Annotated in this window: 26 protein-coding genes; 10 read left to right on the top strand and 16 right to left on the bottom strand. The window is 69.6% G+C overall.

What is annotated here, in order from left to right; genetic code table 11:
• Positions 1-5 precede the first annotated feature (5 nt).
• A complete protein-coding gene (locus tag LRH25_RS03115) occupies positions 6-638 on the top strand; it encodes a LysE family translocator (RefSeq protein ID WP_141288630.1) in 633 nt (210 codons plus the stop codon).
• Here LRH25_RS03115 and LRH25_RS03110 read toward each other — a convergent pair whose 3' ends face one another.
• Positions 639-1,460: a metallophosphoesterase family protein gene (locus tag LRH25_RS03110; RefSeq protein ID WP_141288631.1), complete on the bottom strand. Its 822-nt coding sequence runs from the start codon at positions 1,458-1,460 to the stop codon at positions 639-641.
• Positions 1,461-1,470: 10 nt separating this feature from the next.
• Positions 1,471-2,451: a diacylglycerol/lipid kinase family protein gene (locus LRH25_RS03105; protein WP_141288632.1), complete on the bottom strand. Its 981-nt coding sequence runs from the start codon at positions 2,449-2,451 to the stop codon at positions 1,471-1,473.
• Positions 2,452-2,585: 134 nt separating this feature from the next.
• Here LRH25_RS03105 and LRH25_RS03100 point away from each other — a divergent pair, with 134 nt between their 5' ends.
• From LRH25_RS03100 to LRH25_RS03075, 6 genes are all read left to right on the top strand, one after another.
• Entirely contained in the window at positions 2,586-2,972 is a 387-nt protein-coding gene (locus LRH25_RS03100) for a tautomerase family protein (RefSeq protein ID WP_141288633.1), read from the top strand.
• Positions 2,973-3,129: 157 nt separating this feature from the next.
• The gene (locus LRH25_RS03095; RefSeq protein WP_141288634.1) at positions 3,130-3,537 is read left to right on the top strand and encodes a polyhydroxyalkanoate granule-associated phasin; all 408 of its coding nucleotides are present in this window, start codon (positions 3,130-3,132) and stop codon (positions 3,535-3,537) included.
• 184 nt (positions 3,538-3,721) lie between these two features.
• Positions 3,722-4,480, top strand: a complete 759-nt coding sequence (locus LRH25_RS03090; RefSeq protein ID WP_231010149.1) for a hypothetical protein — start codon at positions 3,722-3,724, stop codon at positions 4,478-4,480.
• Positions 4,481-4,492: 12 nt separating this feature from the next.
• Positions 4,493-5,131, top strand: coding sequence for an HAD family hydrolase (locus tag LRH25_RS03085; protein WP_141290317.1), 639 nt, complete (start codon positions 4,493-4,495; stop codon positions 5,129-5,131).
• A gap of 80 nt (positions 5,132-5,211) precedes the next feature.
• Positions 5,212-5,835 carry a DJ-1/PfpI family protein gene (locus tag LRH25_RS03080; protein WP_141290318.1) on the top strand — a complete coding sequence of 208 codons (624 nt, stop codon included), beginning with the start codon at positions 5,212-5,214 and terminating at the stop codon, positions 5,833-5,835.
• Between the two features lie 65 nt (positions 5,836-5,900).
• Positions 5,901-6,266: a four-helix bundle copper-binding protein gene (locus tag LRH25_RS03075; protein ID WP_141290319.1), complete on the top strand. Its 366-nt coding sequence runs from the start codon at positions 5,901-5,903 to the stop codon at positions 6,264-6,266.
• Positions 6,267-6,323: 57 nt separating this feature from the next.
• Here the strand turns inward: LRH25_RS03075 and LRH25_RS03070 are convergent, their stop codons facing one another.
• From LRH25_RS03070 to LRH25_RS03045, 6 genes are all read right to left on the bottom strand, one after another.
• Positions 6,324-6,950, bottom strand: coding sequence for a hypothetical protein (locus tag LRH25_RS03070; protein WP_141290320.1), 627 nt, complete (start codon positions 6,948-6,950; stop codon positions 6,324-6,326).
• 58 nt (positions 6,951-7,008) lie between these two features.
• The gene (locus LRH25_RS03065) at positions 7,009-7,680 is read right to left on the bottom strand and encodes a lipocalin family protein (protein WP_231010148.1); all 672 of its coding nucleotides are present in this window, start codon (positions 7,678-7,680) and stop codon (positions 7,009-7,011) included.
• A complete protein-coding gene (locus LRH25_RS03060; RefSeq protein WP_231010147.1) occupies positions 7,680-8,222 on the bottom strand; it encodes a hypothetical protein in 543 nt (180 codons plus the stop codon). Before LRH25_RS03060 ends, LRH25_RS03065 begins: the two co-directional genes overlap by 1 nt.
• Entirely contained in the window at positions 8,219-8,437 is a 219-nt protein-coding gene (locus LRH25_RS03055; protein ID WP_231010146.1) for a hypothetical protein, read from the bottom strand. The genes LRH25_RS03060 and LRH25_RS03055 overlap by 4 nt, the downstream gene beginning before the upstream one ends.
• Before the next feature lie 85 nt (positions 8,438-8,522).
• Positions 8,523-10,040: a sigma-54-dependent transcriptional regulator gene (locus tag LRH25_RS03050; protein ID WP_231010145.1), complete on the bottom strand. Its 1,518-nt coding sequence runs from the start codon at positions 10,038-10,040 to the stop codon at positions 8,523-8,525.
• Positions 10,041-10,235: 195 nt separating this feature from the next.
• Positions 10,236-10,979: a sensor histidine kinase gene (locus LRH25_RS03045; RefSeq protein WP_231010144.1), complete on the bottom strand. Its 744-nt coding sequence runs from the start codon at positions 10,977-10,979 to the stop codon at positions 10,236-10,238.
• Positions 10,980-11,103: 124 nt separating this feature from the next.
• Here LRH25_RS03045 and LRH25_RS03040 point away from each other — a divergent pair, with 124 nt between their 5' ends.
• The 3 genes from LRH25_RS03040 (at position 11,104) to ypfJ (ending at position 14,328) form a co-directional block, all read left to right on the top strand.
• A complete protein-coding gene (locus LRH25_RS03040; RefSeq protein WP_231010143.1) occupies positions 11,104-12,648 on the top strand; it encodes a response regulator in 1,545 nt (514 codons plus the stop codon).
• Positions 12,649-12,813: 165 nt separating this feature from the next.
• Positions 12,814-13,269, top strand: coding sequence for a PA2169 family four-helix-bundle protein (locus LRH25_RS03035; RefSeq protein ID WP_170200897.1), 456 nt, complete (start codon positions 12,814-12,816; stop codon positions 13,267-13,269).
• 162 nt (positions 13,270-13,431) lie between these two features.
• Positions 13,432-14,328: a KPN_02809 family neutral zinc metallopeptidase gene (gene ypfJ / locus LRH25_RS03030; RefSeq protein WP_141288066.1), complete on the top strand. Its 897-nt coding sequence runs from the start codon at positions 13,432-13,434 to the stop codon at positions 14,326-14,328.
• On the opposite strand, the gene LRH25_RS03025 is transcribed toward ypfJ, so the two are convergent.
• The 8 genes from LRH25_RS03025 to ku form a co-directional block, all read right to left on the bottom strand.
• Positions 14,274-14,561: a thiamine pyrophosphate-dependent enzyme gene (locus tag LRH25_RS03025; protein WP_141288067.1), complete on the bottom strand. Its 288-nt coding sequence runs from the start codon at positions 14,559-14,561 to the stop codon at positions 14,274-14,276. The two genes, ypfJ and LRH25_RS03025, sit on opposite strands and share 55 nt — an antisense overlap.
• 129 nt (positions 14,562-14,690) lie before the next feature.
• Positions 14,691-16,391, bottom strand: coding sequence for an ATP-binding response regulator (locus LRH25_RS03020; RefSeq protein ID WP_170200898.1), 1,701 nt, complete (start codon positions 16,389-16,391; stop codon positions 14,691-14,693).
• Complete coding sequence (locus LRH25_RS32955; RefSeq protein WP_141288069.1) at positions 16,391-17,392, bottom strand: SpoIIE family protein phosphatase; 1,002 nt, start codon at positions 17,390-17,392, stop codon at positions 16,391-16,393. Before LRH25_RS32955 ends, LRH25_RS03020 begins: the two co-directional genes overlap by 1 nt.
• Positions 17,377-17,781, bottom strand: a complete 405-nt coding sequence (locus tag LRH25_RS03010) for an anti-sigma regulatory factor (protein ID WP_231010142.1) — start codon at positions 17,779-17,781, stop codon at positions 17,377-17,379. Before LRH25_RS03010 ends, LRH25_RS32955 begins: the two co-directional genes overlap by 16 nt.
• Entirely contained in the window at positions 17,778-18,161 is a 384-nt protein-coding gene (locus LRH25_RS03005) for an STAS domain-containing protein (RefSeq protein WP_141288070.1), read from the bottom strand. The genes LRH25_RS03010 and LRH25_RS03005 overlap by 4 nt, the downstream gene beginning before the upstream one ends.
• Before the next feature lie 12 nt (positions 18,162-18,173).
• On the bottom strand, positions 18,174-19,040 hold the full coding sequence (locus LRH25_RS03000) for an STAS domain-containing protein (RefSeq protein WP_141288071.1): 867 nt from the start codon (positions 19,038-19,040) through the stop codon (positions 18,174-18,176).
• A gap of 119 nt (positions 19,041-19,159) precedes the next feature.
• Positions 19,160-21,772 (bottom strand): DNA ligase D, encoded by a 2,613-nt coding sequence (ligD, locus tag LRH25_RS02995; RefSeq protein WP_231010141.1) that lies wholly within the window; start codon positions 21,770-21,772, stop codon positions 19,160-19,162.
• A gap of 10 nt (positions 21,773-21,782) precedes the next feature.
• Positions 21,783-22,709, bottom strand: a complete 927-nt coding sequence (gene ku, locus LRH25_RS02990) for a non-homologous end joining protein Ku (RefSeq protein ID WP_141289870.1) — start codon at positions 22,707-22,709, stop codon at positions 21,783-21,785.
• Positions 22,710-22,738 lie beyond the last annotated feature (29 nt).

Below are 22,738 nucleotides of genomic sequence, written 5' to 3'. Positions count from 1 at the left end.
GCCCCATGCCGCCCATCGCCACCTTGATGCTGTTCGCCGGCGCCGCCTTGTTGATGGCGCTCACGCCCGGGCCGAACATGGCCTACCTGGTGTCGCGCTCGCTGTGCCAGGGCCGGCGCGCCGGGGTGACCTCCTGGCTGGGCGTGGTGCTGGGCTTCACGGTGCACATGTGCTCGGCTGCGGTCGGCTTGAGCGCACTCTTCCTGGCGGTGCCCATGGGCTACGAGTTGCTGCGACTCGGCGGCGCGCTGTACCTGCTGTGGCTGGCCTGGCAGGCCTTGCGGCCGGGCGCGTCTTCGCCGTTTCAGCCAAGCGCCATGCCAGAGGAGTCGCCGCGCAAGCTGTTCACCATGGGGCTGCTGACCAGCATCCTGAACCCCAAGGTGGCGATCTTCTACCTCTCGGTGCTGCCGCAGTTCGTCTCGGCCGAACACGGTTCGGTGCTGGCGCAAAGCCTGGCCTTCGGCACGCTGCAGGTGCTGATCGGCGCGACGGTCAATTTGCTGCTGACGCTTTCGGCCGCGCGCATTTCGGTGTGGCTGTCCGCGCGGCCGGTCTGGCTGGCGGTGCAGCGTTACCTCATGGGTGTTGTGCTGGGTGCGCTGGCGCTGCGGCTGCTGGTTCAGCGCCGGGCCTGATCAGACCGGCGCCATGCTGCGACCGCCGCGGTCCAGCGCCAGTGGCACCCGCTCCAGCTGCTTGAACTCGTCGGCCTCGGCGCTGTAGTCCCAGCGCGCGAGCCAGCAGAAGCCGGGCAGCCGCGCCGGGTCATGCTGCAGGACATTGACCGAATTCGGCGCACCGGCCCGCACCCGCGACGACAGCGCGGTGCCGGCCTGCACCACCCACAGCGGCCGCACGCCGTCCTTCACCTGGCAGTGGTAAGGCAGGTGGATGTGGCCACCCAGCACCAGGTCTGCCCCGGCGGCAGACCAGGCTTCGATGGCCGCCGCCGCGCCGCGGATCTGGTTGTTGTGGTCATGCCCTTCGCCCACATGCAGCGGCTGGTGCAGCACCACGACGCGCAGCTGCCCTGGCCGGGCCTGTTGCAGCTGCACGACCACCTCGGCCACCTGTTCGGCCGACAGCTGCCCGTGCTTGTGGCGCCAGCGCCGCGTTGTCTTCACGCCGATGATCAACGCGCCGGGCAGCGCCAGCGGCGCAACCGGCAACGCGCCGAACGCACGCTCGAAGCCGCGGTAGGGCCACGCAACGCGCGCCACCAGGTTGAACAGCGGGATGTCGTGGTTGCCGGGAATGACCAGGCGCTGCGGCACGTTCAGCCCGTCGGCAAACAGGCGCGCCGCTTCGAACTGCGCACGGCGCGCACGCTGCGTGATGTCGCCGGACCAGATCATCGCGTCCGGCGCCAGCTGGTGCACGAAGCGCTGCAGCGCGGCGACCACCGCAGGCACCTCGGTGCCGAAGTGCGGGTCGGAAATCTGCAACAAGACGGTCATGTCGGGACGATCATGACGCCGGCCCTTGGCCGTCCCACAGCAACCGAAGGGGCTGCGGACTGACGCGGAAGACCAGCGGCGTCTGCATGTGCATCACCTCGCCGTCGATCGCCACCTTGAGCCGCGCCTTGTCGCTGCCGCGCGCGGGTCGCACAGTCAGCTGGCGGAAACCGAAACTGCCAACGTGGTCGGAACCACCGAGCCGGCCGAGCGCACCACGCAGCCCCAGGCCCAGCAGCGCCAGCGGGCCCACCGGGTCGACCATCACCGCGGCCAGCCGGTCCTGGTCCAGCAGCGCGCCTTCCTCGATGCCGACCTGGTCCAGCTGCAGCCGGTTGTTGCCGACGAACAGCGTGCTGGTGCGCGCGCTGCGGCGCTGGCCGCCCTGTTCGATCTCGATCAGCCATTGCCCACGCCGGCTCAGCACCGTGGCGAGCGCGGCAAACAGCGCCACGATGCGGTTGCGCCCATAGTGCCGCTTGTAGGCCTCGCGGTCTTCCAGCAGCCGCGGGTAAAGGCCCAGGCTGGCATTGACCAGGAAAGCGCGGTCGTTCAGCAGGCCGACCTGGATGGGCCGCGGCTGGGCCTGCAGCAGCCGCCGAGCCGCCTGCTCGGTGTTGGCCGGAATGCCATGCGCCCGGCCGAAGTAGTTGAAGGTGCCCTGCGGCAGTACGCCAAACGGCAGGCCGCTGGGCAGCACCGTCTGCACCACCGCGTTGATCGTGCCGTCTCCGCCGGCCGCGATCACGGCCCCCTGGCGCGCCTTGGCCCAGCCCAGCGCCAGCGCGGCCTGCCTGGGCAGGTCCGCACCCCGCTCGGCCATGAAAAACGCATGCTGCCGCCCCGCCTCGGCGAACAGCCGACGCAGCACCGACAGTCGCTGCGCCAAAGGCTCGCGACCGGAGCGCGGATTGAGGACCACAGCCAGCGGCAACGCGCTGACCTCCGGGTTCGTGCCCAGGGTCGATAAGGAAGCTGGCACGATGCTCATGCCGGCATTCTGGCCAGCCACCGGGCACTCGCCGCCACCTGCGCGCCGCATCCGGCTGTAGGAAGGCGCCTCACACGTCAACAAAAAATGAGCCAACATGCCGGGCGCATCACAACTTCGCGCTGTCTCGCAACATGCCATTCGCCAAGATCGAAGTTCGCCGCAGCCGGCCCCCTGAGGAAGTGCAAGCCTTGATCGAGGCTGTGTACCAAGCCCTGCGCGAGGCGCTGAAGGTGCCGGAAGATGACAGGCAGATTCGCTACGTCGAGCACTCGCCGGCGCATTTCTCGGTGGCGCCGCCCAAGACCGAGAACTACACGCTGGTCGAGATCCAGATGTTCCCTGGCCGCTCGCTGAACGCCAAACGTGTGCTCTACCAGGCCATCACCCGCCGCTTTGGCGAACTGGGCATTGCACCGGCAGACGTGGCCATCGTGCTGCAGGAGCCACCGATGGACAACTGGGGGCTGCGGGGCGTGCCAGCGAGCGAGCTGGACCTGGGTTTCCGGCTGGACGTGTGAGGCTGGCTTGGCACTTCGGCGGCTGGCACAACCGCCGCCGGCCCGCCGCTTGCCATGGCAGCCTGGCGCCGGTTCATCTCGCCCAGCAGCCCATGCGGCGATGGCATAGCATGCATTGAACCGGGCGCTGCCCCGCCCACTCCAGAAAGCCGCCGCCATGAACACCCGCCACAGTCGCAAGACCCACTCCCTGGCCACCCAGTCCGCGGAGCTGGCCATGGCCGTGCCGCAGGTGATGGCGCACCGCCTGACCCGCATGGCGCTGGCCGGCCCGTCGCCTTCGGCGCGCGACCAGCGTGAAATGAGCCAGATGATGAGTGAGAAGAGCACGGCATTTTTTGCCTCCTGGTCGGCCATGGCCATGGAAAGCATTCGCACCCAGCAGGCGCTGGCCACCTCGGTGATGGGCATGTGGTCGCCCGCTGGCTGGGGCCAGGCCTCGATGGGCGCGCTGGCCAGCCAGATGCACGGTGCAGCCCTCTCGGTGCTGGGCCAGGGCCTGCGGCCGGTGCACCGCAAGGCGGTGGCCAACGCCAAGCGGCTGGCGCGCACGCCGCTGCGCTGAACCAGGCGCCGGCCAGGCCTCCCTCGGCTTGGGGATCGGCGCAGGTGGTGGAATGCCGCAAAATCGCGGCCGTCTCGCGCGCATGCGCGGAACGCGCACGGATTCAGGCAGGCGCAGACCTGCCCCCACCACCATGAATACAGGCCCCGGCGCTCGGCGCGCAGGCCATCGAGGGAGTCTTCAAATGCCATTTGCCGGCCTGGGCCTGCACATCCTGCTGGCGCTTTTCTGCGCCTACCACGTGGTCCGCTCGGGCCAGCAGCTGTACTGGCTGTTCATCCTGTTCGCGTTCCCGCTGCTGGGCAGCCTGGTCTACCTGTTCGCGGTCTACCTGCCGAACTCACGGCTCGAGCGCGGCGCAATGCGGGCCGTGTCCGCTGCCGCCAGGGCGCTGGACCCGACGCGCGAAGTGCGCGAAGCCCGCGCCCGGCTGGAAGAGACGCCCACCGCGCAGAACCAGATGCGCCTGGCCGCCGCGCTGCTGGACAACGAGCAGGCCGAGGAGGCCGCCAAGCTCTACGAAGCTTGCCTGAAGGGCCCGTTTGCCTCCGACCTGGAGATCAAGTTCGGCGCCGCGCGGGCCTTCACCGAATGCCAGCGCTACCCTGAAGCGCTGGCGCACCTGGCGGACATCCGTCAGCGCGACGCCGGCTTCCGCCGCGACCAGGTCGCCCTGCTCACCGCGCGCTGCCTGGCCGGCACCGCACGTGCCAGCGAAGCCCGCAGCGAGTTCGAAAACGCCGTGACCACACACGGCACCTTCGAAGCCTACGCCGAATACATGATCTGGACCCTCGCCATTGGCGACGCTTCGACCGCCGCCCGCCTGCAGACCGAGTTGGACAAGATCACCCAGCGCTGGAACAAGATGGCGCGCGAGCTGAACGAGCCCATCATGCGGCGCCTGCGCGCGGCGCAGCAGCTGGCGCAGAAGTCCGCCTGAAAGCCAGGACACATGCCCTACGACCTGATCCTGTTCGACCTTGACGGCACGCTGAGCGACCCGGCGGTGGGCATTGGCCGCTCGATCAACCATGCACTGCTGCACCACGGCCATGCGCCGCTGCAGCCACACGAGGTACCAGCCTGGATCGGGCCGCCGCTGGACGAGAGTTTCGGCAGGTTGCCGGGTGGCGCGGACCCTGCGCTGGTGGCCAGCCTGGTGGCGAAGTACCGCGAGCGCTACGGCGAGCTGGGCTATGCCGAGAACACGCTGTACGGCGGCGTGCCCGAGGCACTGCAGGTGCTGGCGGATGCGGGCGTGGCCATGGGTGTGTGCACCTCCAAGCGGGTGGACTTCGCCGAGCAGATCCTCGAGATGTTCGGGCTGCGGCACTTCTTCGGCTTTGTCAGCGGTGGCGACATCGGCGTGCAGAAGTGGCAGCAGATCGCCGCGCTGCGCGAGCGCGGCGTGATCCGCGGCCCGGCGGTGATGGTGGGCGACCGGGCGGTGGACCTGACCGCCGCGCGGCGCAACGGGCTGCATGGTGCCGGCGTGCTGTGGGGCCACGGCTCGCACGCGGAGCTGGCGGCCGAGCAGCCGCAGCACCTGTTCCGCGAACCGGCGGAGTGGCGGCAACTGCTGGCCGCCTGAGCAGCAAACCTCGCTGTACCGGTGCGAGGCGGCGGCCACTGTGTCTGGGCCGGCCTGCGCCCATCGGCTAGATTGCGCCCATGCACATCGCCATCCTCACCTTCGACGGCTTCAACGAGCTGGATTCGCTGATCGCACTGGGCCTGCTGAACCGCGTGAAGCGGCCCGGCTGGCGTGTCTCGCTGGCCAGCCCGACACAGACCGTGACCTCCATGAATGGCGTGGTGCTGCACCGCCAGTGCACGATGGAAGAGGCCAATGCGGCCGATGCGGTGCTGGTGGGCAGCGGCATGAAAACCCGCGAGGTGGTGGAAGACGCGGCGCTGATGGCCTCGCTGCAGCTGGACCCTGCCCGCCAGCTGCTGGGCGCGCAGTGCTCGGGCACGCTGGTGCTGGCCAGGCTGGGGCTGCTGGGCCGCGTACCCGCCTGCACCGACCTGACCAGCAAGCCCTGGGTGCAGGCGGCCGGCGTGGAAGTGCTGAACCAGGCGTTCACCGCACAGGGCAACCTGGCGACAGCTGGCGGCTGCATGGCCTCGGCCTATCTCGCAGCCTGGGTCATCGCGCGCAGCGAAGGCCTGGACGCGGCAGCGAGCGCGCTGCACTACGTGGCACCGGTGGGTGAGAAGGACAGCTATGTGAAGCAGGCGCTGGGCCACATCACTCCGACCCTTCCGACCCTTTCGATGGCCGCCCAGGCCTGAAGCCACCTCGGGGCACATCGCTTGCCAGCTCCAAGCCATCTCCCTGGCTTTTCGAGGAACAAGCAATGCCCACCGTCGACCCCCTGACCCCTCCGAGCGAGGACCTGAGCGCCTGCATCACGGCTTGCGAGGCCGCGCGCCGTGCCTGCGAAAACTGCGCCGCGGAAGACGCGCGTGACGGCGACCCGATGATGGCCGCCTGCATCCTCATCAACCTGGACTGCGCGGCGATCTGCAGCGCCACGCTGGGCGCGCTGGCGCGGGGCTCGGTGCACCACGGCGACTTCTGCGCGCTGTGCGCCCATGTGTGCACGGCCTGCGCCGAGGAATGCGGCAAGCACGAGCACGAGCACTGCATCCGCTGCCGCGAGGCGTGCAAGCTGTGCGCGCAGGCCTGCCTGCAGCATGCGGGCGAGCGCCACGCGATGTGAGGTGACGCTGGCCCGCTGAAGCGCCCTGCGCGGCCGCTTCAGCCCTGGCTCACTTCTTCACTTCTTCGTCTTCAATGGCTTGCCGCCTGCAGCCTTGGCCGGCAGCGGCTTTTGTGCCGGCTTGGCATGCGGCGCGGTCTTCGCGGCGGCTTCGGCATCGGAGTGGCCATCGCCCACCGGGTCGGCAGACTCGTCCTCCTTGTCCTCGCCCATCATCTCGCGCTCGCTGCGGGCAATGATGGCCAGGTCCTCGTTGGCGATGGCCTCGTCCTCCTCGTCGGCAACGTCTTCGTCGTCCAGCACGTCTTCGTAGACGGCCTGGTCCAGCGCGTCTTCGAGTGCGGCGTCCTGGTCGGCGTCACTGGCGTCGCCAGTGCTGAAGACACGGTCGACCGAGATGTCGCTGGCCTCCTCGCCGGCATCGGAGCCGGCGCTGCGGCGCTCACCCGAGCCGCCGCGGTCGCTGGTGGCGCCGTTCAGGCTGTCGACCGGCATCAACGGGCGTTCGAGGTCGCGGCCCAGCGCCACGTCCACCGGCTCGTTCGGATCACCGTCGCCCAGCTCGTCCACGCCGACCATGTCGCTGCCGCTGTCGGAGCTGTCGCTCGGGCCCAGCGCAGCGTTGTCGTGTCCTTCGGACTCGAGATCTGCTTGTTCAACACCCAGCAAGCTGCTGCGTCCCATGTGTGTCTCCTTGGCCTCTCGGCCGATGCGAAAGATTCGAGCGCCTCTTGCGCGCGGTTCAGGGTGCGGTGGCGTACTGCAGCTGATGGGTGGCAAAACCCATGGCCTTGGCCCGGCGGGTCAGCGCCCGCAATGCCGCCTGCGAAACTTGCGGCTGGCGCGCAAGCACCCACAGGTGGTCGCGCGAAGGGGTGCCGATCAGCGCGACCTGGTAGTCCGCGTCCAGCTCCAGCACCCAGTAGTCGGCCCAGACCATGGGCAGCCAGCGCAGCCAGCCCGGCGCGAAGCTGACCTTGAGCTGCGCATTGCCGCTGCCAGGCACGACCCTGGCCACGCCCAGGGCTTCACGCAGCTCGCCGTTGGCGCCCGCGCAGCGGTTCAACACCACCATGCGCTCACCTTCCAGGCGGTAGTTCGCAGTGGGCTGGCCCACGCAGCTGGCCTCGAAAGCCAGGGGCAGCCGCGCCACCTCGTACCAGGTGCCCTGGTAGCGCTTCAGGTCGACCGAGGGCACGCTGCGCACCGCGATGGCCGGCGGGCTGCTTGGCTCGCCGCTGGCCGCGCCGGCGCTCGCAGGTGCCTCAGCCCGGGCCTGGCGCTGCCACAGCCACAAGGTGCCCAGCGCCGCCGCGGCACCGAGCGCCAGCGGGAGCAGCCGCGGCACGCCTGCAGCAGCAGGACCGGCACCAGAAGCGGCCCAGGCGTCATCCGGCACTTCGACATGCGCCATCAGCGATCTCCGGTTTTGGCCAATGCCGGCTCTGCCGGGCGCATTGCGGCACGCTCGCGCTCGTTGCCAGAAGGCGTCTGCGCGTCCAGCCCGCGGTCGGGCGACTCGGCCACCTGCGGCATGTCACCCTCGTGTTCGATCATCTCTTCGATGATGAAACGGCCATAGAGCTGGGCCCGCTCTGCGCCCAGGGGCTTGACCAGGTCCGCGATCTCGCGGGCGTGGTCCGTGCCCTTGGCCTTGACGACCAGCCAGTGGTAGCCGCGCTCGGCCAGCGCCTGGTGGGCCTTGATCAGGTTCAGCTCCTGGCCGATGGCAGCGATGCTGCTGGCGCAGGCCAGGTCGTGCTCGATCTGCTGCAGCATCGCGCGGGCGGTGTAGAAGTGCACATCGCCTGGCGGCAGCCCGGTCTGCTCGATGGCCGCGCGCGCGGCCTGGGCCTGGTCGGCGGAAGGAAACGAGATCACGACATGGCCCACCGGTTTGAAGACGCCAAAGCTGGTGGGATGCTCGGTGTTGCTCGTGCTGCTGGTGGTGCTCATGTCCTGCCCTTTCTACGGCGAAGCTTGCCCTTGTGCCGGGCAAGCGATGTGCCGGCCTGGCCCTTCAGCGGCGCTGCCTCATGCGCCAGCAGGGCCATCAACTGCCGCTCGGCCAGGCTCAGGCCACGCTGCGGCGGGGGCGATTGCAGCCAGTCGCTCGCCAACAGCTCGCATGCAGCCTCGGCTTCGCACAGCGCCAGCACCGCGGGGTGCACATGGCTCTTGCGGCAGATCGCCGGGGTGTTGCCCAGCCGCGCGCCCAGGCCGGCTGGAGCGGGTGGCTGCCATGCTGCTGCAGGCTCAGGCGCGCAACGCGGCCGAGCCGTCGTCCTCGTCCGCCGGCTCGGTGTCGGCCGCCACCGCTTCTGCCGCGGTCGAAGGCTCGGCCTTGTCGGCGGTCGGTGAACCGGCAGCGGCGCCGGACTCGGCCGCATAGTCCTTGAGCCGGTTGTAAAGCGTCTTCAGGCTGATGCCGAGCACGGCCGCGGTGCGTTCCTTGTGGTGGTGGAAGTGGCGCAGCGTGGCCAGGATCAAGGCCTTCTCGGCCTGGGCCATCGAGCTGCCGACCGGCACCACGATCTGCTCGCCAGCGGCCGGGTCGTGCAGCAGTGCGGCAGACGGGGCCGGCACGACATCGGCCAGCGCGTGCGGCGCGGGCGCATCGGCGGCCGGCAGCCATTCCTCGTCGATGTCCTCGTCCAGCGCCATCACATAGGCGCGTTGCACCACGTTGCGCAGCTCACGCACATTGCCCGGCCAGCGGTAGGCGGACAGGCGCTCCAGCGCCCGCGGCGTGAAGCGGCGCTGCGCACCTTCTTCCTCGCCGATGCGGGCCAGGAACTGCTCGGCCAGCAAGGGCACGTCGCTCAGCCGCTCGCGCAGCGGCGGCAGCGCGATCGGGAACACGTTGAGCCGGTAATACAGGTCTTCGCGCAGCTTCCCTTCGGCCACGGCCTGCAGCGGCGGCCGGTTGGACGCGGCGATGACGCGCACATCGGTCTCCTGCGCCTGGGTGGCGCCCACCCGCATGAAGCGCCCGGTCTCCAGCACGCGCAGCAGCTTGACCTGCAGTTCCATCGGCATCTCGGTGATCTCGTCCAGGAACAGCGTGCCGCCGCTGGCGCGCTCGAAGAAGCCCTGATGCTGGCGCTCGGCGCCAGTGAAGCTGCCCTTCTCGTGGCCAAAGATCTCGCTCTCGAACAGCGTGGGCGAGATGGCGCCGCAGTTGACCGCCAGGAACGGCTTCTTGCGCCGCCGGCTCAGCTCGTGCACCGTCTGCGCCACGACTTCCTTGCCGGTGCCGCTCTCGCCTGTCACGAAGACGGTGATGCCGGTGCCGGCCACGCGGGCAATCTGCTGGTAGACCCGCTGCATGGCCGGCGAGCGGCCCCACAGGCTGCCGAAATGGCCGCTGCGGGCCAGCTCGTCGTTCAGGTCGGCCACCTCGGCCTGCAGCACCGCCGGCTTCATGTAACGAGACAGCACGCCTTGCAACTGCTTCATGCCGATGGGCTTGACGAGGTAGTCCGCCGCGCCCACGCGCAGCGCCTGGATGGAGGTGTCCAGGCTGGCGTGGCCGGTCACCAGCACCACTTCCGAGCGCGCCACCAGCTGCGCATCGGAGCTGAACAGCTCCAGGCCGCTGCCGTCGGGCAGCTGCAGGTCCAGCAGCACGATGTCGGGCCGCTGCAGCGCCAGCTGGCGCCGCGCCTCGGCCAGCGAATGCGCCAGCGAAACGGTGAAGTGTTCGCTCGCCACCAGCGCGCGCAGCGAGGTCGCAGCGTCTACATCGTCATCAACAATCAGGACATGGGCCACGGGGGGTCGCTCTCAAGAAAACAAGGGGCGCTACCGGCGTGCAAGGTTGCGCCATGGGCAGCGTCGCCACGCACGGCCACGCTGCATCTGGGGATGCACAACCCGTTTTTTACGCGGCTTTGGCCCCGCGGCTTGTAGGCGGGGAACGCGTCTTCAGGGCGGCCAGAAGCCCGACGACGCCCGATGACGCCCGGCTCAGCCCAGCGGCAGCCAGAGCCTGAAGCAGGTGCCCTGCGGGCCTGCTTCGGCCTCGGCCCTGCCGCCCTCGGCCTGCGCCAGGTGGCGCACCAGCGGCAGGCCCAGGCGCTGGGCAACGCCGCTGCCGGCTGCCAGCCCTGTCGCCGCGGGTCTGCCGGCCCAGTCGAAGGCCAGGGACGGCTCGGCGCCGCCGGGGCCAGCCGGCACCTGCAGCACGATGCAGGCCTGGCCTTGCAGCGCGCTGGCGCCCAGCCGCGCCGGGCCGGTGGCGCCCTGCAAGGCGTGGCGCAGCAGGTTGCCCAGCATCAGCGCCAGCCGGCCGGGAGACACCCGCAGCAGCAGGGCTTCCGCCGGCAAGGCCAGCACCAGCGGGTGTGCCAGCGGCTGCAGGCTCGCCAGCACCGCCTGCACCGCCTCGGCCAGTGCCACCGGTGGCGGCCGCGGCTCGGGGGCCGAGGACGGCGGCGCCTGGCTGCACAAATCGCCAAGCGCCTGCAATTCGTCCAGCAAGGCTTGCAGCCGGGCGGTCTGGCGGTGCAGCAGCGCCACCGCGTCGGCCCGCAGCCGAGGCTGTTCGCCGCCGCGGTCCAGCAGGTGGGCGGCGTTCGAAATCACCCCCAGCGGGCCGCGCAACTCGTGGCCCAGCAGCGCCAGCAGCGGCCCGGCAGGCAACACCGGTGGCGGCGGTGCTTCGCGGGCAGGGTCGGCGCAGGGCGGCAAAGGCGGCGGTGGGCGGGTCATCGGGGCGGGGTTTACCACGCTTTGGGCGACGGCAACGCAGGCACGCCGTTCGCCCTGGCAAGCCAGGGGCTGCGCACGCACGCCGGCCCCGCTGCAGAGACCTGGCTGGGAAAGTCCAAGCGCCATGCTGTTTCCGTTGATCCGTAACCGACCCTGGTGGCTGCTGGGCGCCTTGCTGCTGCCCGCAGGCCTGGCCTTGACCTGGTGGATGGGCGCCAGCGCCGCGGCCGGCCCGCCTGGCCTTTCCGCCGGCAAGCACTCCGCCATCTACTGGCCGCTGGCCGCTATGGCGCTGGCCTGGTGGCTGGCGTGGTGGGGCCAGCGGCGCTTGACGCAGCCGCTGCGCCGGCTGCAGGCCAGCCTGCGCGCGCTGCAGGCCGGCCTGCCGCTGCCGGCCGGCGGCACCGGCCTGGCCGCGCTGGACGAGCAACTGGGCGCGCTGGCCCTGGCCGCCGCAGCCTCGCGGGAGGCCCAGCAACAGTTGCAGCAAAGGCTGGAAGCTGCCCAAGCCCTTGCTCGCGAAGCCGAGCAGCGGGCCACCCAGCGCCAGCGGCTGGACACGCTGGGCCGGCTCGCTGCCGGCGTGGCGCACGACGTGAACAACCTGCTGGGCGTGATCAGCAACAGCGCCCACCTGATCGGCCGGCTGGCGCCGCCGCAGAGCCCGGTGGCACAGCCGCTGGCGGCCATCCTGCGCTCGGTCGACAGCGGCAGCCGGCTGACCCAGCGCCTGCTGCACCTGTCGGACCGCCACCCGCTGCAGCCGCTGCCGGTGGACCTGGCGCGGCAGCTGGACGAATCCGGCGAGGTGCTGCGCAGCGTGCTGGGCCGGCGCATCACGCTGCGCTGCAGCGTGGCCGCCGGCACCTGGCCCGTGCAGGTCGACCCCGACGAGCTGGAACTCGCGCTGGTGCAGCTGGCCCTGAACGCCCGCGACGCGGTGGCCCAGCAAGGCAGCGTGTGGCTGCGCGCGCGCAACGCCGGCCCGCAGGACTGCGCAGGCCTGCCGGCCAGCGCCACGCGGGCGGTGCTGATCACGCTGGACGACGACGGCTGCGGGCTGGACGAAGCGCTGGCCGAACGTGTCTTCGAGCCCTTCTTCAGCACCAAGCCGCTGGGCGAAGGCACAGGGCTGGGCCTGACCCAGGTGCAGGCGTTTTGTGCGGAAAGCGGCGGGCTGGCACGGCTGGCCAGCACGCCGGGGCTGGGCACCACCGTCTCGCTGCTGCTGCCGGCCGCCCGCACCGCCGCCGCAGCGCCGGCCCGCCGCGGCGGCACCGAGGAGCCCATGGCCGGCACCCGGGTGCTGGTGGTGGACGACAACGAGGAGCTCGGCCAGACCACCGGCCTGCTGCTGAGCTGCTATGGCTGCGAAGTGAGCTGGGCCGCGAATGCCGCCGAGGCGCTGCAGAAACTGGAAGACGAGCCCTTCGACGCGGTGCTCAGCGACGTGGTGATGCCGGGCGGCATTGACGGGCTGACGCTGGCGCGCATGCTGCGGCGCGAGCGGCCAACGCTGCCGGTGGTGCTGATCAGCGGCTACAGCGCGGCGCTGGCCGAAGTGCAGGACTTCATCGTGCTGCGCAAGCCCTGCGCACCCGGCCCGCTGCTGGCCGCGCTGCGCCGGGCCATGGCAGAAAAAGCAACGCCGCGCGAAACCCGGCGGTAAGCACTGCGGCAAAGCATTCCACGCCCCATCTGCGCCCAACACCACCGAAAACACCTTCAGAACCACAGCCATCCCCAACCCGCAGCCGATGGGCACACGGCTTGCCGAACCTGGGACAGCGGCCCCGCAACGGGCAATCTCGCAACCGAAGACCGGAAGGACATCATGGACAAGAATGACATCACCAAGACCCTGGATCGCCTCGTTGAAACCAGCAAGGACGGCGAATTCGGCTTCCAGGCCTGCGCCGAACACGCCAAGGACGCGGCGCTGCGCCAGAGCTTCCTGACCCGTGCGGCCGACTGCCGCCAGGCGGCCTCCGAGCTGCAGAGCGTGATCCGCACCATGGGCGAAACGCCGGAAGACGGCGGCACCGCCGGCGGCGCCATGCACCGCGGCTGGGTCGCCGTGAAGGGCACGCTGGCCGGCTACACCGACCTGGCGTTGCTCGAAGAAGCCGAGCGCGGCGAGGACGTGGCCCTGGGCGCGTACCGCAAGGCCTTGAAGGAAGACCTGCCGGCGGACATCCGCATGCTGGTCCAGCGCCAGGCCGACGGCGCGCAGCGCAACCATGACCAGATCCGCGCGCTGCGCGACCAGGCACGGGCCATGAAGGTGTAAGCCTCTCGCACCGCCTGCCGGCAGGCCCGGCAGTCCGACCCCAAGGCCCGCGCGAGCGACTGACCGCTTTCGCGGGCCTTGTCATGTCCGGCCTTGCCGCAGAATGCGGGCTGGATGGATCCACCGGCAGGCGCCCCGCGCAGCCGGTTACCGGAGAACGCGATGGAGTGGGAACGAGGCCGGCGCAGCGACAACGTGGTCGAGGCCGATGACGACGGTGGCAACGGCGGCGGTGGCGGCTTCCGCGTGGGCGGCGGCACCGGGCTGGGCATTGGCGGCGTGGCCGTGGTGCTGGTCATCAGCCTGTTCACCGGCATCAACCCGCTGCAGCTGCTGGGCCAGATGTCCGGCGGCGGCAGCGTGCAGCACCAGGCGCCGCCACCGCGCGAAGCCCACACCTCGCCGGCTGCGAAGAACCCGCAGACCGAGTTCGTGCGCGCCATCCTCGGCGACACCGAGGACACCTGGGGCGCGATCTTCCGCGCCAGCGGCAAGCAGTACCGCGACCCGACGCTGGTGCTGTTCAACGGCGGCGTGAACTCCGCCTGCGGCTACGCCCAGTCGGCGGTCGGCCCGTTCTACTGCCCGGGCGACCAGCGCGTGTACCTGGACCTGAGCTTCTTCCACGACATGGAAACCCGCTTCGCGGCCTCCGGCGACTTTGCGCGGGCTTACGTGATTGCCCACGAAGTCGGCCACCATGTGCAGCGCCTGCTCGGCACCTCCGCCAAGGTCGACCAGGCACGCCAGCGCGGCGCCCGCATGGAAGGCGCCAATGGCCTGTCCGTGCGCATGGAACTGCAGGCCGACTGCTACGCCGGCGTCTGGGCCAACAATGCCCAGCAGCGCCTGCACTGGCTGCAACCGGGCGACCTGGAATCCGCCCTGCGCGCAGCCACGGCCATTGGCGACGACCGCCTGCAACAACAGTCCCGCGGCCACGTCGTGCCCGACGCCTTCACCCACGGCAGCTCCGCCCAGCGCGTGAAGTGGTTCAGCACCGGCTACGACAAGGGCGACCCCGGCGCCTGCGACACCTTCTCGGCCAAGCAGTTGTGACGGCAGCAGGCGATCTTCATGCGCGACTGCGGCCCGAGCTGCAGCCGGTCGGTCACCAGCTCGATCATCGCGGCCTTGCCTGAGGCCTTGGCGCGCGCGAATGCCGCGGGGAAGTCCACCTCGTGTTCGATGCGCTCGGCATGCGCGACAAAGGCTTGGGCGAAGGCGACGAAGTCCGGGTTCACCAACTGCGTGCCGGACACCCTGCCGGGGTATTCGCGCTCTTGGGGCATGCGGATGGGGGCGCGGGGGCTTGATCAGCTCGTAACCGCCAGAGGTCATCTCCGAAACCCGCGCAGATGCCTCGCGTACCAATGCGGCCTGCCTGTGTTGGCACAAGCGCCCCCGAGGCGCCGGCCACCTCACCTCATCGGCTGACCGGCGTCGTGGCCAGCGCTTGTTGCGAGCCGCAGCAGCAGGGCATGCATGTCGATTGGCTTGACCAGGAAATCGTCGAAGCCGGCTTGCTTGGCGCGCAGCCGGGTGTCCTGCGTCGAGTAGCCGCTGATGGCGATCAGGGTCATGTCGGGGCCGTACCGTTGGCGCAGCTCGCTCGCCAGGCCAAAGCCATCGAGGCCGGGCAGGCCGATGTCGACGATGGCGATCTCGGGCGGCTGGTCGATGGCGGCGGCCAGGCCTTGCGGCCCGTCGCTGGCCACCGTGCAGGCGTAGCCGTGCATCCGGCACAACTCGGCCATGGCCTGCAGCGCGTCGGCGTTGTCGTCCACCAGCAGCAGCCGCCGCTGTCGCGGGGCGGTCTCCGGTGCCGGCGCGAACAACGGCGGCTCCTCGGTTGCGACCGCGGGCTTGGCAACGGTCGGCAGCGTCAGGATGAATTCACTGCCCAGGCCCAGCCCGGCACTGCTTGCACGGATGCTGCCGCCGTGGTCCGCGGCCATGCGCTGCACGATGGTCAGGCCAATGCCCAGGCCGACGTCTTCTCGCGCCAGGCTGTTCGGTGCCTGCGTGAACAGCTCGAAGATCTTCGGCAGCATCGGTGCATCAATGCCAACGCCGTTGTCCTTGACGCTGATGTGCACCACCGCGTCGGCCGGCGTGATGCCGATCTCGATCAGGCCGCCTTCGGGCGTGTAGCGCGCAGCGTTGTGCACCAGGTTGCTGATGACCTGCTTCATGCGCACCAGGTCGACATCGACAAAGGCCACGTCGTCCAGGGCCGGCACGCGCAGCCGGTGCTGCTTCGCATCGACAAAGGCCCGCGTCATCTCGATGGCTTCGAACACCAGCGAGCCGACGCCGACCACGGCGCGCTCCAGTTCGACCTTGCCGCGCGAGACGCGCGAGACGTCCATCAGGTCGTTGACCAGCTTGGTGAGCTGGGTCGCCTGACGGCCGATGGTGTCGCGGTACTTCCCGACCTCGGCCATGCTGAGGTCGCGCTTGCGCCGCATCACCTCGATGCTCATCGAGATCGCCGCGAGCGGGTTGCGCAACTCATGGGCCAGCATCGCCACGAATTCGTTCTTGCGCTGATCGGCCAGTTCCAGGTCGTGCTTGCGCTGGCGCAACTCGTCCAGCGCGTGCAGCATGTCGCGGTTCTGCTGCTCGAGCTCCTCGTGCGGGCTCTGCTGCTGGGAGCGCAGCAGCTCATCGATGCGCTGGCCGATGTCGGCGGCCGCCAGCCTGGGCGCCGTGCGCGGCAGCAGCATTTCCATCGACACGCTGGCCCCACCGCCAGGCGGGGTCTCGATCCAGAAGGCGTCCACCAGGCGCTGGCTGCCGTGCAGGCCGCCGGCCCTGTGCAGCGCGCCGATCTCGCCATCGGCCCAGATTGAAGCCGGCATGCCGGGGCCCTTGTCCGCGACCCGGATCAGCACCGATTGCGCGCCCGGCAAGGTGGCCGAATCGCCGACCAGAAAGCTCACCGTGGCGGCACCGGCATGCTGCAGCGCATTGCGGCCAATCTCCGACACGGCCGTGGTCAGGCGCGTGCGCTGCAGGGCTTCGAGGCCGAACAACTCGCCGACCTGGCGACACCGATGCCGCAGCATCACCAGGCTCTGGTTGGTCTGGATCCTGACGGTCAAAACAGCGATCTGCATCATTGGCCCTGGATGACGACGACGGTGGCGTCGTCCGTGTTGCGAGCGAAGTCCCGATGCAGCACGGCCGCAATCAGCAAGGGATGGCAGGCCAGCAGGCCGGGATGCCTGGCCAGGCTCCAGCGGGAGCTCAGGCCATCGGTGTTGAGGATCAGCGTCGAGCGGGGCACCCAGGCGACCGAGGACTCGCGCGCCCTCTGCACGCCGTAGCCGACCGTGCCGTCGCTCGAACTCAGGCGCACCGCCACGCCCTGGGTGTGGACCACCGCACTGATGTTGCCCAGGCCGGCAAAGCGCAGCGTCTGCGCATCGCCATCGATGCAGGCCACCGCCATCACCGCACCGCGTGTCGACAACAAGGCCTGATGGGCCAGCTGCACGACCTGGGCCGGACCGACATCGCGCACGCAGCGGTGGAAGGTTTCGATCGCGGCGTGCGCCGCCTCGGCCGCCTTCGGGCCATGGCCAAGACCGTCGACCACCGTCACCGCGATGGACGGGCCAAACCGCAGGCAGGACCAGCTGTCGCCCGACACGATCTCGCCGCGTATCGGCGTCATCCGGCTGCCGACGACAAAACCGTCGTCCCCTGGCGCTGCAAGCTTCTTTTCCTGCAAGCGCACCAGCACGGCAGTGCCCAGGCCGGGCGCGGTGTAGATGTCGAACAGCGCGGCAGCGCGGCGCATGGTGCCCAGCCCGATGCCCAGGCTGCCACCGGTGGAAAAGCCATCCTTGGCCGCGGCGGCGAAGTTGGCAATGCCCGGGCCGCGGTCCAGCGCGACGATGTCCAGCCCGTAGGCCGTGCCATTGGCCGCCAGCGTGCTCAGCCAGACCTCGCCCCGCTCTGCGTACTTGAGGATGTTGGTGCACAGCTCGGACGTGACCAGCGATGCCTGCGCGATCAACTCAGGGCTCAGGCCCATCGTCTGGCCGAGCAGGGCCGCGGCACGACGCACCTCCGCAATGCGGCTGTGGTCGTCGACGGTTACCGTCGTTTCCACTGCACGATCCGCACATGCGTGCCCGCGCCTGGGCGGGAGACGATCTCGAATTCATTGACCAGGCGCTGGGCACCGCCCAGCCCCAGGCCCAGGCTGTTGGCGGTGGTGTAGCCGTCGCGCAGCGCCTGCTGCACGTCGGCAATGCCAGGCCCCTGGTCCTCGAAATCGAGTTGCAGGCCTGGCTTGCCGTCGCGCTGCAGGTCACGCATGGTCATCGTGCCGCCGCCGCCATGCACGAGCACATTGCGCGCGAGCTCGCTGGCCGCCGTGACGAATTTGGTCATCTCCAGCGTCGACAGGCCGATGGCCATCGCACGTGCCTGCACCAACCTGCGGGCCGCGCTGACTTGTTCAGACGTGCGGATCTCGACCACGACAGCGTCGGTCACGGTGCGGCGACGATCCTTCCGGGCTCGTCCAGAGAACGCCGCAGCAGTGCCAGGCCCTTGTCCACGTTCAGCGCCGTGCGCACGCCGGCCATGGTCATGCCGAGTTCGACCAGCGTGATCGCCACGGCCGGTCGCATGCCGACCAGCACCATGGTGGCATCCATGATGCCCACGATGGCCGAGATCTGCGACAGCATGCGGCCAATGTAGGAGTCGACGATCTCCAGCGCCGAGATGTCGATCAGCACGCCGTGCGAGTTGGTCTTCAGCAGCTTCTGGGTCAGGTCGTCCTGCAGGCTCATCGCGAGCTCGTCGTGCAACTCGACCTGGATGGAGACCAGCAGGAAGCTGTCGACCTTGAGGATGGGAATGTGGTCCACCGGGCGCGGCCTCTAGTTGCCGACCTTCAGCGGCTCGGCGCGCTGCACGCTCTGCCCGGTCTTGCGCAAGGCCGTCTGCAGCGCGCCGGCCAGGGTGGCCTTGGTGATGACACCGTCGAGGTTGACCCCGAGGTGAACAATCGTCTGCGCGATCTGCGGGCGGATGCCGCTGATGATGCATTCGGCCCCCATCAGCCGGGCGGCCGCCACCGTCTTCATCAGGTGCTGGGCGACCAGCGTGTCAACGGTCGGCACGCCTGTGATGTCCAGGATCGCCACGGTCGCTTCCTTCTCGACGATGGCCTCCAGCAGGCTCTCCATCACGGTCTGGGTGCGCTCGCTGTCCAGCGTGCCGATCAGCGGCAGCGCGAGGATGCCCTGCCAGAGCTCGACCACCGGCGTCGACAGGTCCAGCAGCTCCTGGTGCTGCCGCTCGATGACCTGCTCCCGGCCGTTCTGGTACGCCTCGATGCTGAACAGGCCCAGCTTGTCCAGCATCAGCGAGACGGCCCAGAGTTCACTGCTGAGCCGCTTCGGGTCGTCGGCCAGCGACTCGCGCAGCGCCACGAACAAGGGCTGCTTCAGCGAGAAGACAAAGGTGGCGGTTTCGGTGGGGCTGAAGCCGGCCACGGCACGGTCACGCGACAGGTCGGTCAACAGCGCCCGCACGTCGTCCCATTCGGTGCCCGCCATGTCGGCGTCGCTGGACCTGCGGATGGCCGCTGCAAAGGCGGCGAGGAAGCTGCGCGCTTGCGCTTGCGTGTCGCCGCTGCCGGGACTGCCATGACGCCGCACTTCCTGCAGCGCGCCAGTCCAGTCCTGCAGAATCTTGCTTTCGTGCTGGCGCAGTACCCACGCCAGCCCTTTGTCGTCTTGCATGCTCTGCTCCGTGGACACAAAAAAAGGCCGCGTCATCGCAGCCGTGCCTTGATTATGCATGTCATGCATGAACGAGCAGGTTTTGACAGCGGCAAGGCGGGTCTTTCACAGGCCGCTCCTCACGGCAAGTGCCCCAGCACCTGCATCGCCGGCTGCAGCTTCTGCCGACCGTGCCGCTCCATGCCGGCCCAGCGGTCCGGCGCCTTCAGGCGGGCGGCGATGGTGGGGACTGTCCAGTGGTCGCCACCGGTCAGCGTCGGCAACTCTTCCCAGTCGACGGGGACCGACACGCCAAGCCCCGGCCGGGCGCGGGCGGACCAGGCGCAGGCTGTCGTGGCGCCGAAGCCGTTGCGCAGGTAGTCGACAAAGATCTTGCCGACGCGGTTCTTCGGCCCGCTCTTGGCGACGAAGCGCTGCGGCAAGGTGCTGGCCAGATGCTGGACGATGGCCTTGGAGAAGGCCTTGACCGCGTCCCAGCCCAGGTCCGGCTGGAACGGCACGACCACGTGCAGGCCCTTGCCACCGCTGGTCTTCAGGAAGGCGGTGAGCTTCAATTCGTCCAGCATGGCATGCACCAGCTGGGCGGCTTCCTGGACCTGCGGCCAGGCCACGCCTTCGCCGGGGTCGAGGTCGAAAGTCAGGCGGTCCGGCTGGGCGATGGAAGGTTGGCCCTCGACGCTGCGCACGCGGCCGTTCCAGGCATGCAGCTCGATCACGTTCATCTGCACCGCGCCGAGCAAGGTGCGGGCGCTGGCCATGGTCACCAGCGGCGCATGGCCCGGGTCCAGCGACGGGTCCAGCTGGGTCAGGCCGGGGATCTTCAGGCCGGCTGCGTGCTTCTGGAAAAACAGCTGGCCGCCCACGCCTTCGGGGCCACGCACCAGCGCCAGCGGGCGGTCTTCGCAGAGCTTGAGCAGTCGTGGCGCGACGGCGGCATAGAACTCCGCCAGCTGCTGCTTGGTGGTGCCGCTCTTGGCGTCGATCACCCGCGAGGCATGCGTGAGCTTCAGCCCGGCAGGCAGCTTCCCGCAGGCACGCCCGCTGGCTGGTGGCGGCAGCTCGGAGGCATTCTCCGGCGCAGCGGCCGCCAGCTTGCCGCCCTTCACCGCCACCGGCTGCTCGTGCACGATGGCGCCTGCCGGCTTGTCGCTGCGCAGCGCGTGGAACACGCCGTGGCGCACCCGGCCCTGGCCGGTCCATTCGCTGAACGAGACCTCGGCCACCAGCTTGGGCCGCACCCAGTGCACACCGGCCTTGATGCCCGCCTCTTTCAACTCGGCCGCGCTCAGCAACAGCGGCGAACGCGTGCTTTCCAGGGCCTGCAGCTGCGCGGCGAGCTTCTTCAGCGTGGCGGTGTTGAAGCCGCTACCGACATTGCCGGCGTATTGCAGCCTGCCTTCGCGGTCGTGCACCGCCAGCAGCAGCGCGCCGAAGCCGCTGCGGTTGCCCTGCGGGTCGGTGTAGCCGACGACGACGAACTCCTGGCGCTGGGTGCACTTGAGCTTGAGCCAGTCGGCCGAACGGCGCGAGACATACGGCGCGTCGGCCCGCTTGCCGATCAGCCCTTCCATGCGCAGCTGGCAGGCGGTGTGCAGCAGTTCGCCAGGCGCGGCGTCGAAGTCCTCGCTGAAGCGCAGCGGGCCGTCGCCAGGCAGGCCGGCCAGCAGCGTGCGCAGGCGCTCGCGGCGCTGCAGCAGCGGCAACGCGCGCAAGTCTTCGCCATTCAGGAATGGCGCGTCGAACAGGTAGTAGACGACCTCGCCGAGCTTGCGCGACTCGAAGGCGTCCTGCAGCGCCTGGAAGCTCGGTGCGCCGTGTTCGCCCGCGGCCTGCACGATCTCGCCGTCCAGCCAGCCGCTGGCCAGGTCCAGCTTCAGCAGCGCGCGCTTCAGGTGGGGCAGCTTGGCGGTCCAGTCGTGGCCGCTGCGGGTGAACAGGCGCAGATCGTCGCCGTCCCGCCGGGCCAGCAGGCGGTAACCGTCAAACTTCATCTCCCAGCGCCAGTCGCCGCTGGTTGGCGCGGCACTGGCCAAGGTGGCCAGCTGCGGCGCGAGGGACAGCGGCAACTCCGTTGCCTTTGCCTTTGCCTTTGCCTTTGCGGCCCGGGTGATCTTCTTCGTTGCCGCCTTGGCCGCAGGTGCAGGACCAGCGCCCACCGCATCGCCGCTCAGCACGCTGTCGGGCTGCTCGCTGACCACGTCGAACTCGGCCGCGGGCCGGGCCGCATCGTCGCGTTCCTTGACCAGCAGCCACGGCGCCTTGGTCTCGTCGGCCCGACCGCGCAGGCGCACCAGCGTCCAGCCGCCACTGAGCTTTTCGCCGTGCAGCTGGAACTTGAGCTTGCCTTCGCGCAGGCCGGCACGGGCGTCGCCCACCGGGGTCCAACTGCCACGGTCCCAGACGATGACGCTGCCGGCACCGTACTGGCCTGCCGGGATGGTGCCCTCGAAGCCGGCGTAGGCCAATGGATGGTCCTCGACCTGCACGGCCATGCGCTTGTCGTGGGGATCCAGGCTGGGACCCTTGGGCACCGCCCAGCTTTTCAGCGTGCCGTCCAGCGCGAGGCGGAAGTCGTAGTGCAGCGCGCGGGCGGCGTGCTTCTGGATCACGAAGGGCAGCGCGACCTGCTTCGCGCGCGGGATGTGCTCGCCCGAGGGTTCGCGGGTCAGCTCGAAGTCCCGCTTCTTGCGGTAGTCCTGCAGCGGGTCGCTGCGGTGTTGGTCGTCGCCCATGAACAACCTCTCAGGCCGCCTTGCGCCGCGCGGGCTTGGCGACAGACTTGGTGCTTGGCCTGGCCGCTGCGCCGCGCTTTGGCCTGGGCTTGGCGGCCGCGGTTTCCTCGGCCTCGGCCTTCGCCTTCTCGCCTGCTTTGCCGCGCCCGCCCAGGCTGCGCTTGAGCAGTTCGGTCAGGTCCACGACGTTGCTCGGCGCACTGCTGTCGGCAGCCGCTTCCAGCGGCGTGACGCGCTCGGTGTCGCCGGCTTCGGACTTCTTTTGGATCAGCGCCATGATCGCGGCGCGGAACTGGTCGGCGTAGTCCTCGGCCTTCCACTTCATCGTCATGTCGGCGATCAGCGCTTCGGCCATCTTCATCTCGCCGGCGGCCAGCTTGTTGGCCGCCGCGCCTTCGGGCGGAAAGGCCAGTTCCTCGGCCGGGCGGATCTCGTTGGGCCAGCGCAGCGTGTTGAGCATCAGTGCCTCGCCGCTGGGAATGAGCGCGGCCAGGTGCTCCTTGGCGTGCATGACCACGCGCGCAATGCCGATGCAGCCGGCCTTCAGCATGGCCTCGCGCAGCAGCGCATAGACCTTGCCAGCCTTGCCGATGGGCGCCAGGTAATACGGCTTCTCAAGGTAAAGGAACGGAATCTCGACCGCGGTGACAAAGGCCTCGATGGCAATCGTCTGCGTGCTCTGAGGGTAGGCGGCCTGGATCTCCTCGTCGGACAGCAGCACGTAGTCGCCGTCTTCCAGCTTGACGCCGCGCACGATGTCTTCCTTCCTGATCTCGCGGCCGGTGCGCTTGTTGACGCGCTTGTAGCCCACCGGGTCCATGCTGCGCTTGTCCAGCCAGTCGAAGTCGATGTCGTCTTCGCGCGAGGCGGGGTACAGCCCCACCGGTACATGCACCAGCCCGAAGCTGATGGCGCCTTTCCAGATCACCCGTGCCATGCCAAGCTCCTCAGGGGCCGACGGGGCCC

This window comes from Ideonella azotifigens (assembly GCF_021043325.1).
Taxonomy (GTDB): domain Bacteria; phylum Pseudomonadota; class Gammaproteobacteria; order Burkholderiales; family Burkholderiaceae_C; genus Ideonella; species Ideonella azotifigens.
The sequence above is the reverse complement of the archived record's forward strand: the minus strand, read 5'-3'. Positions and strand labels throughout refer to the sequence as shown.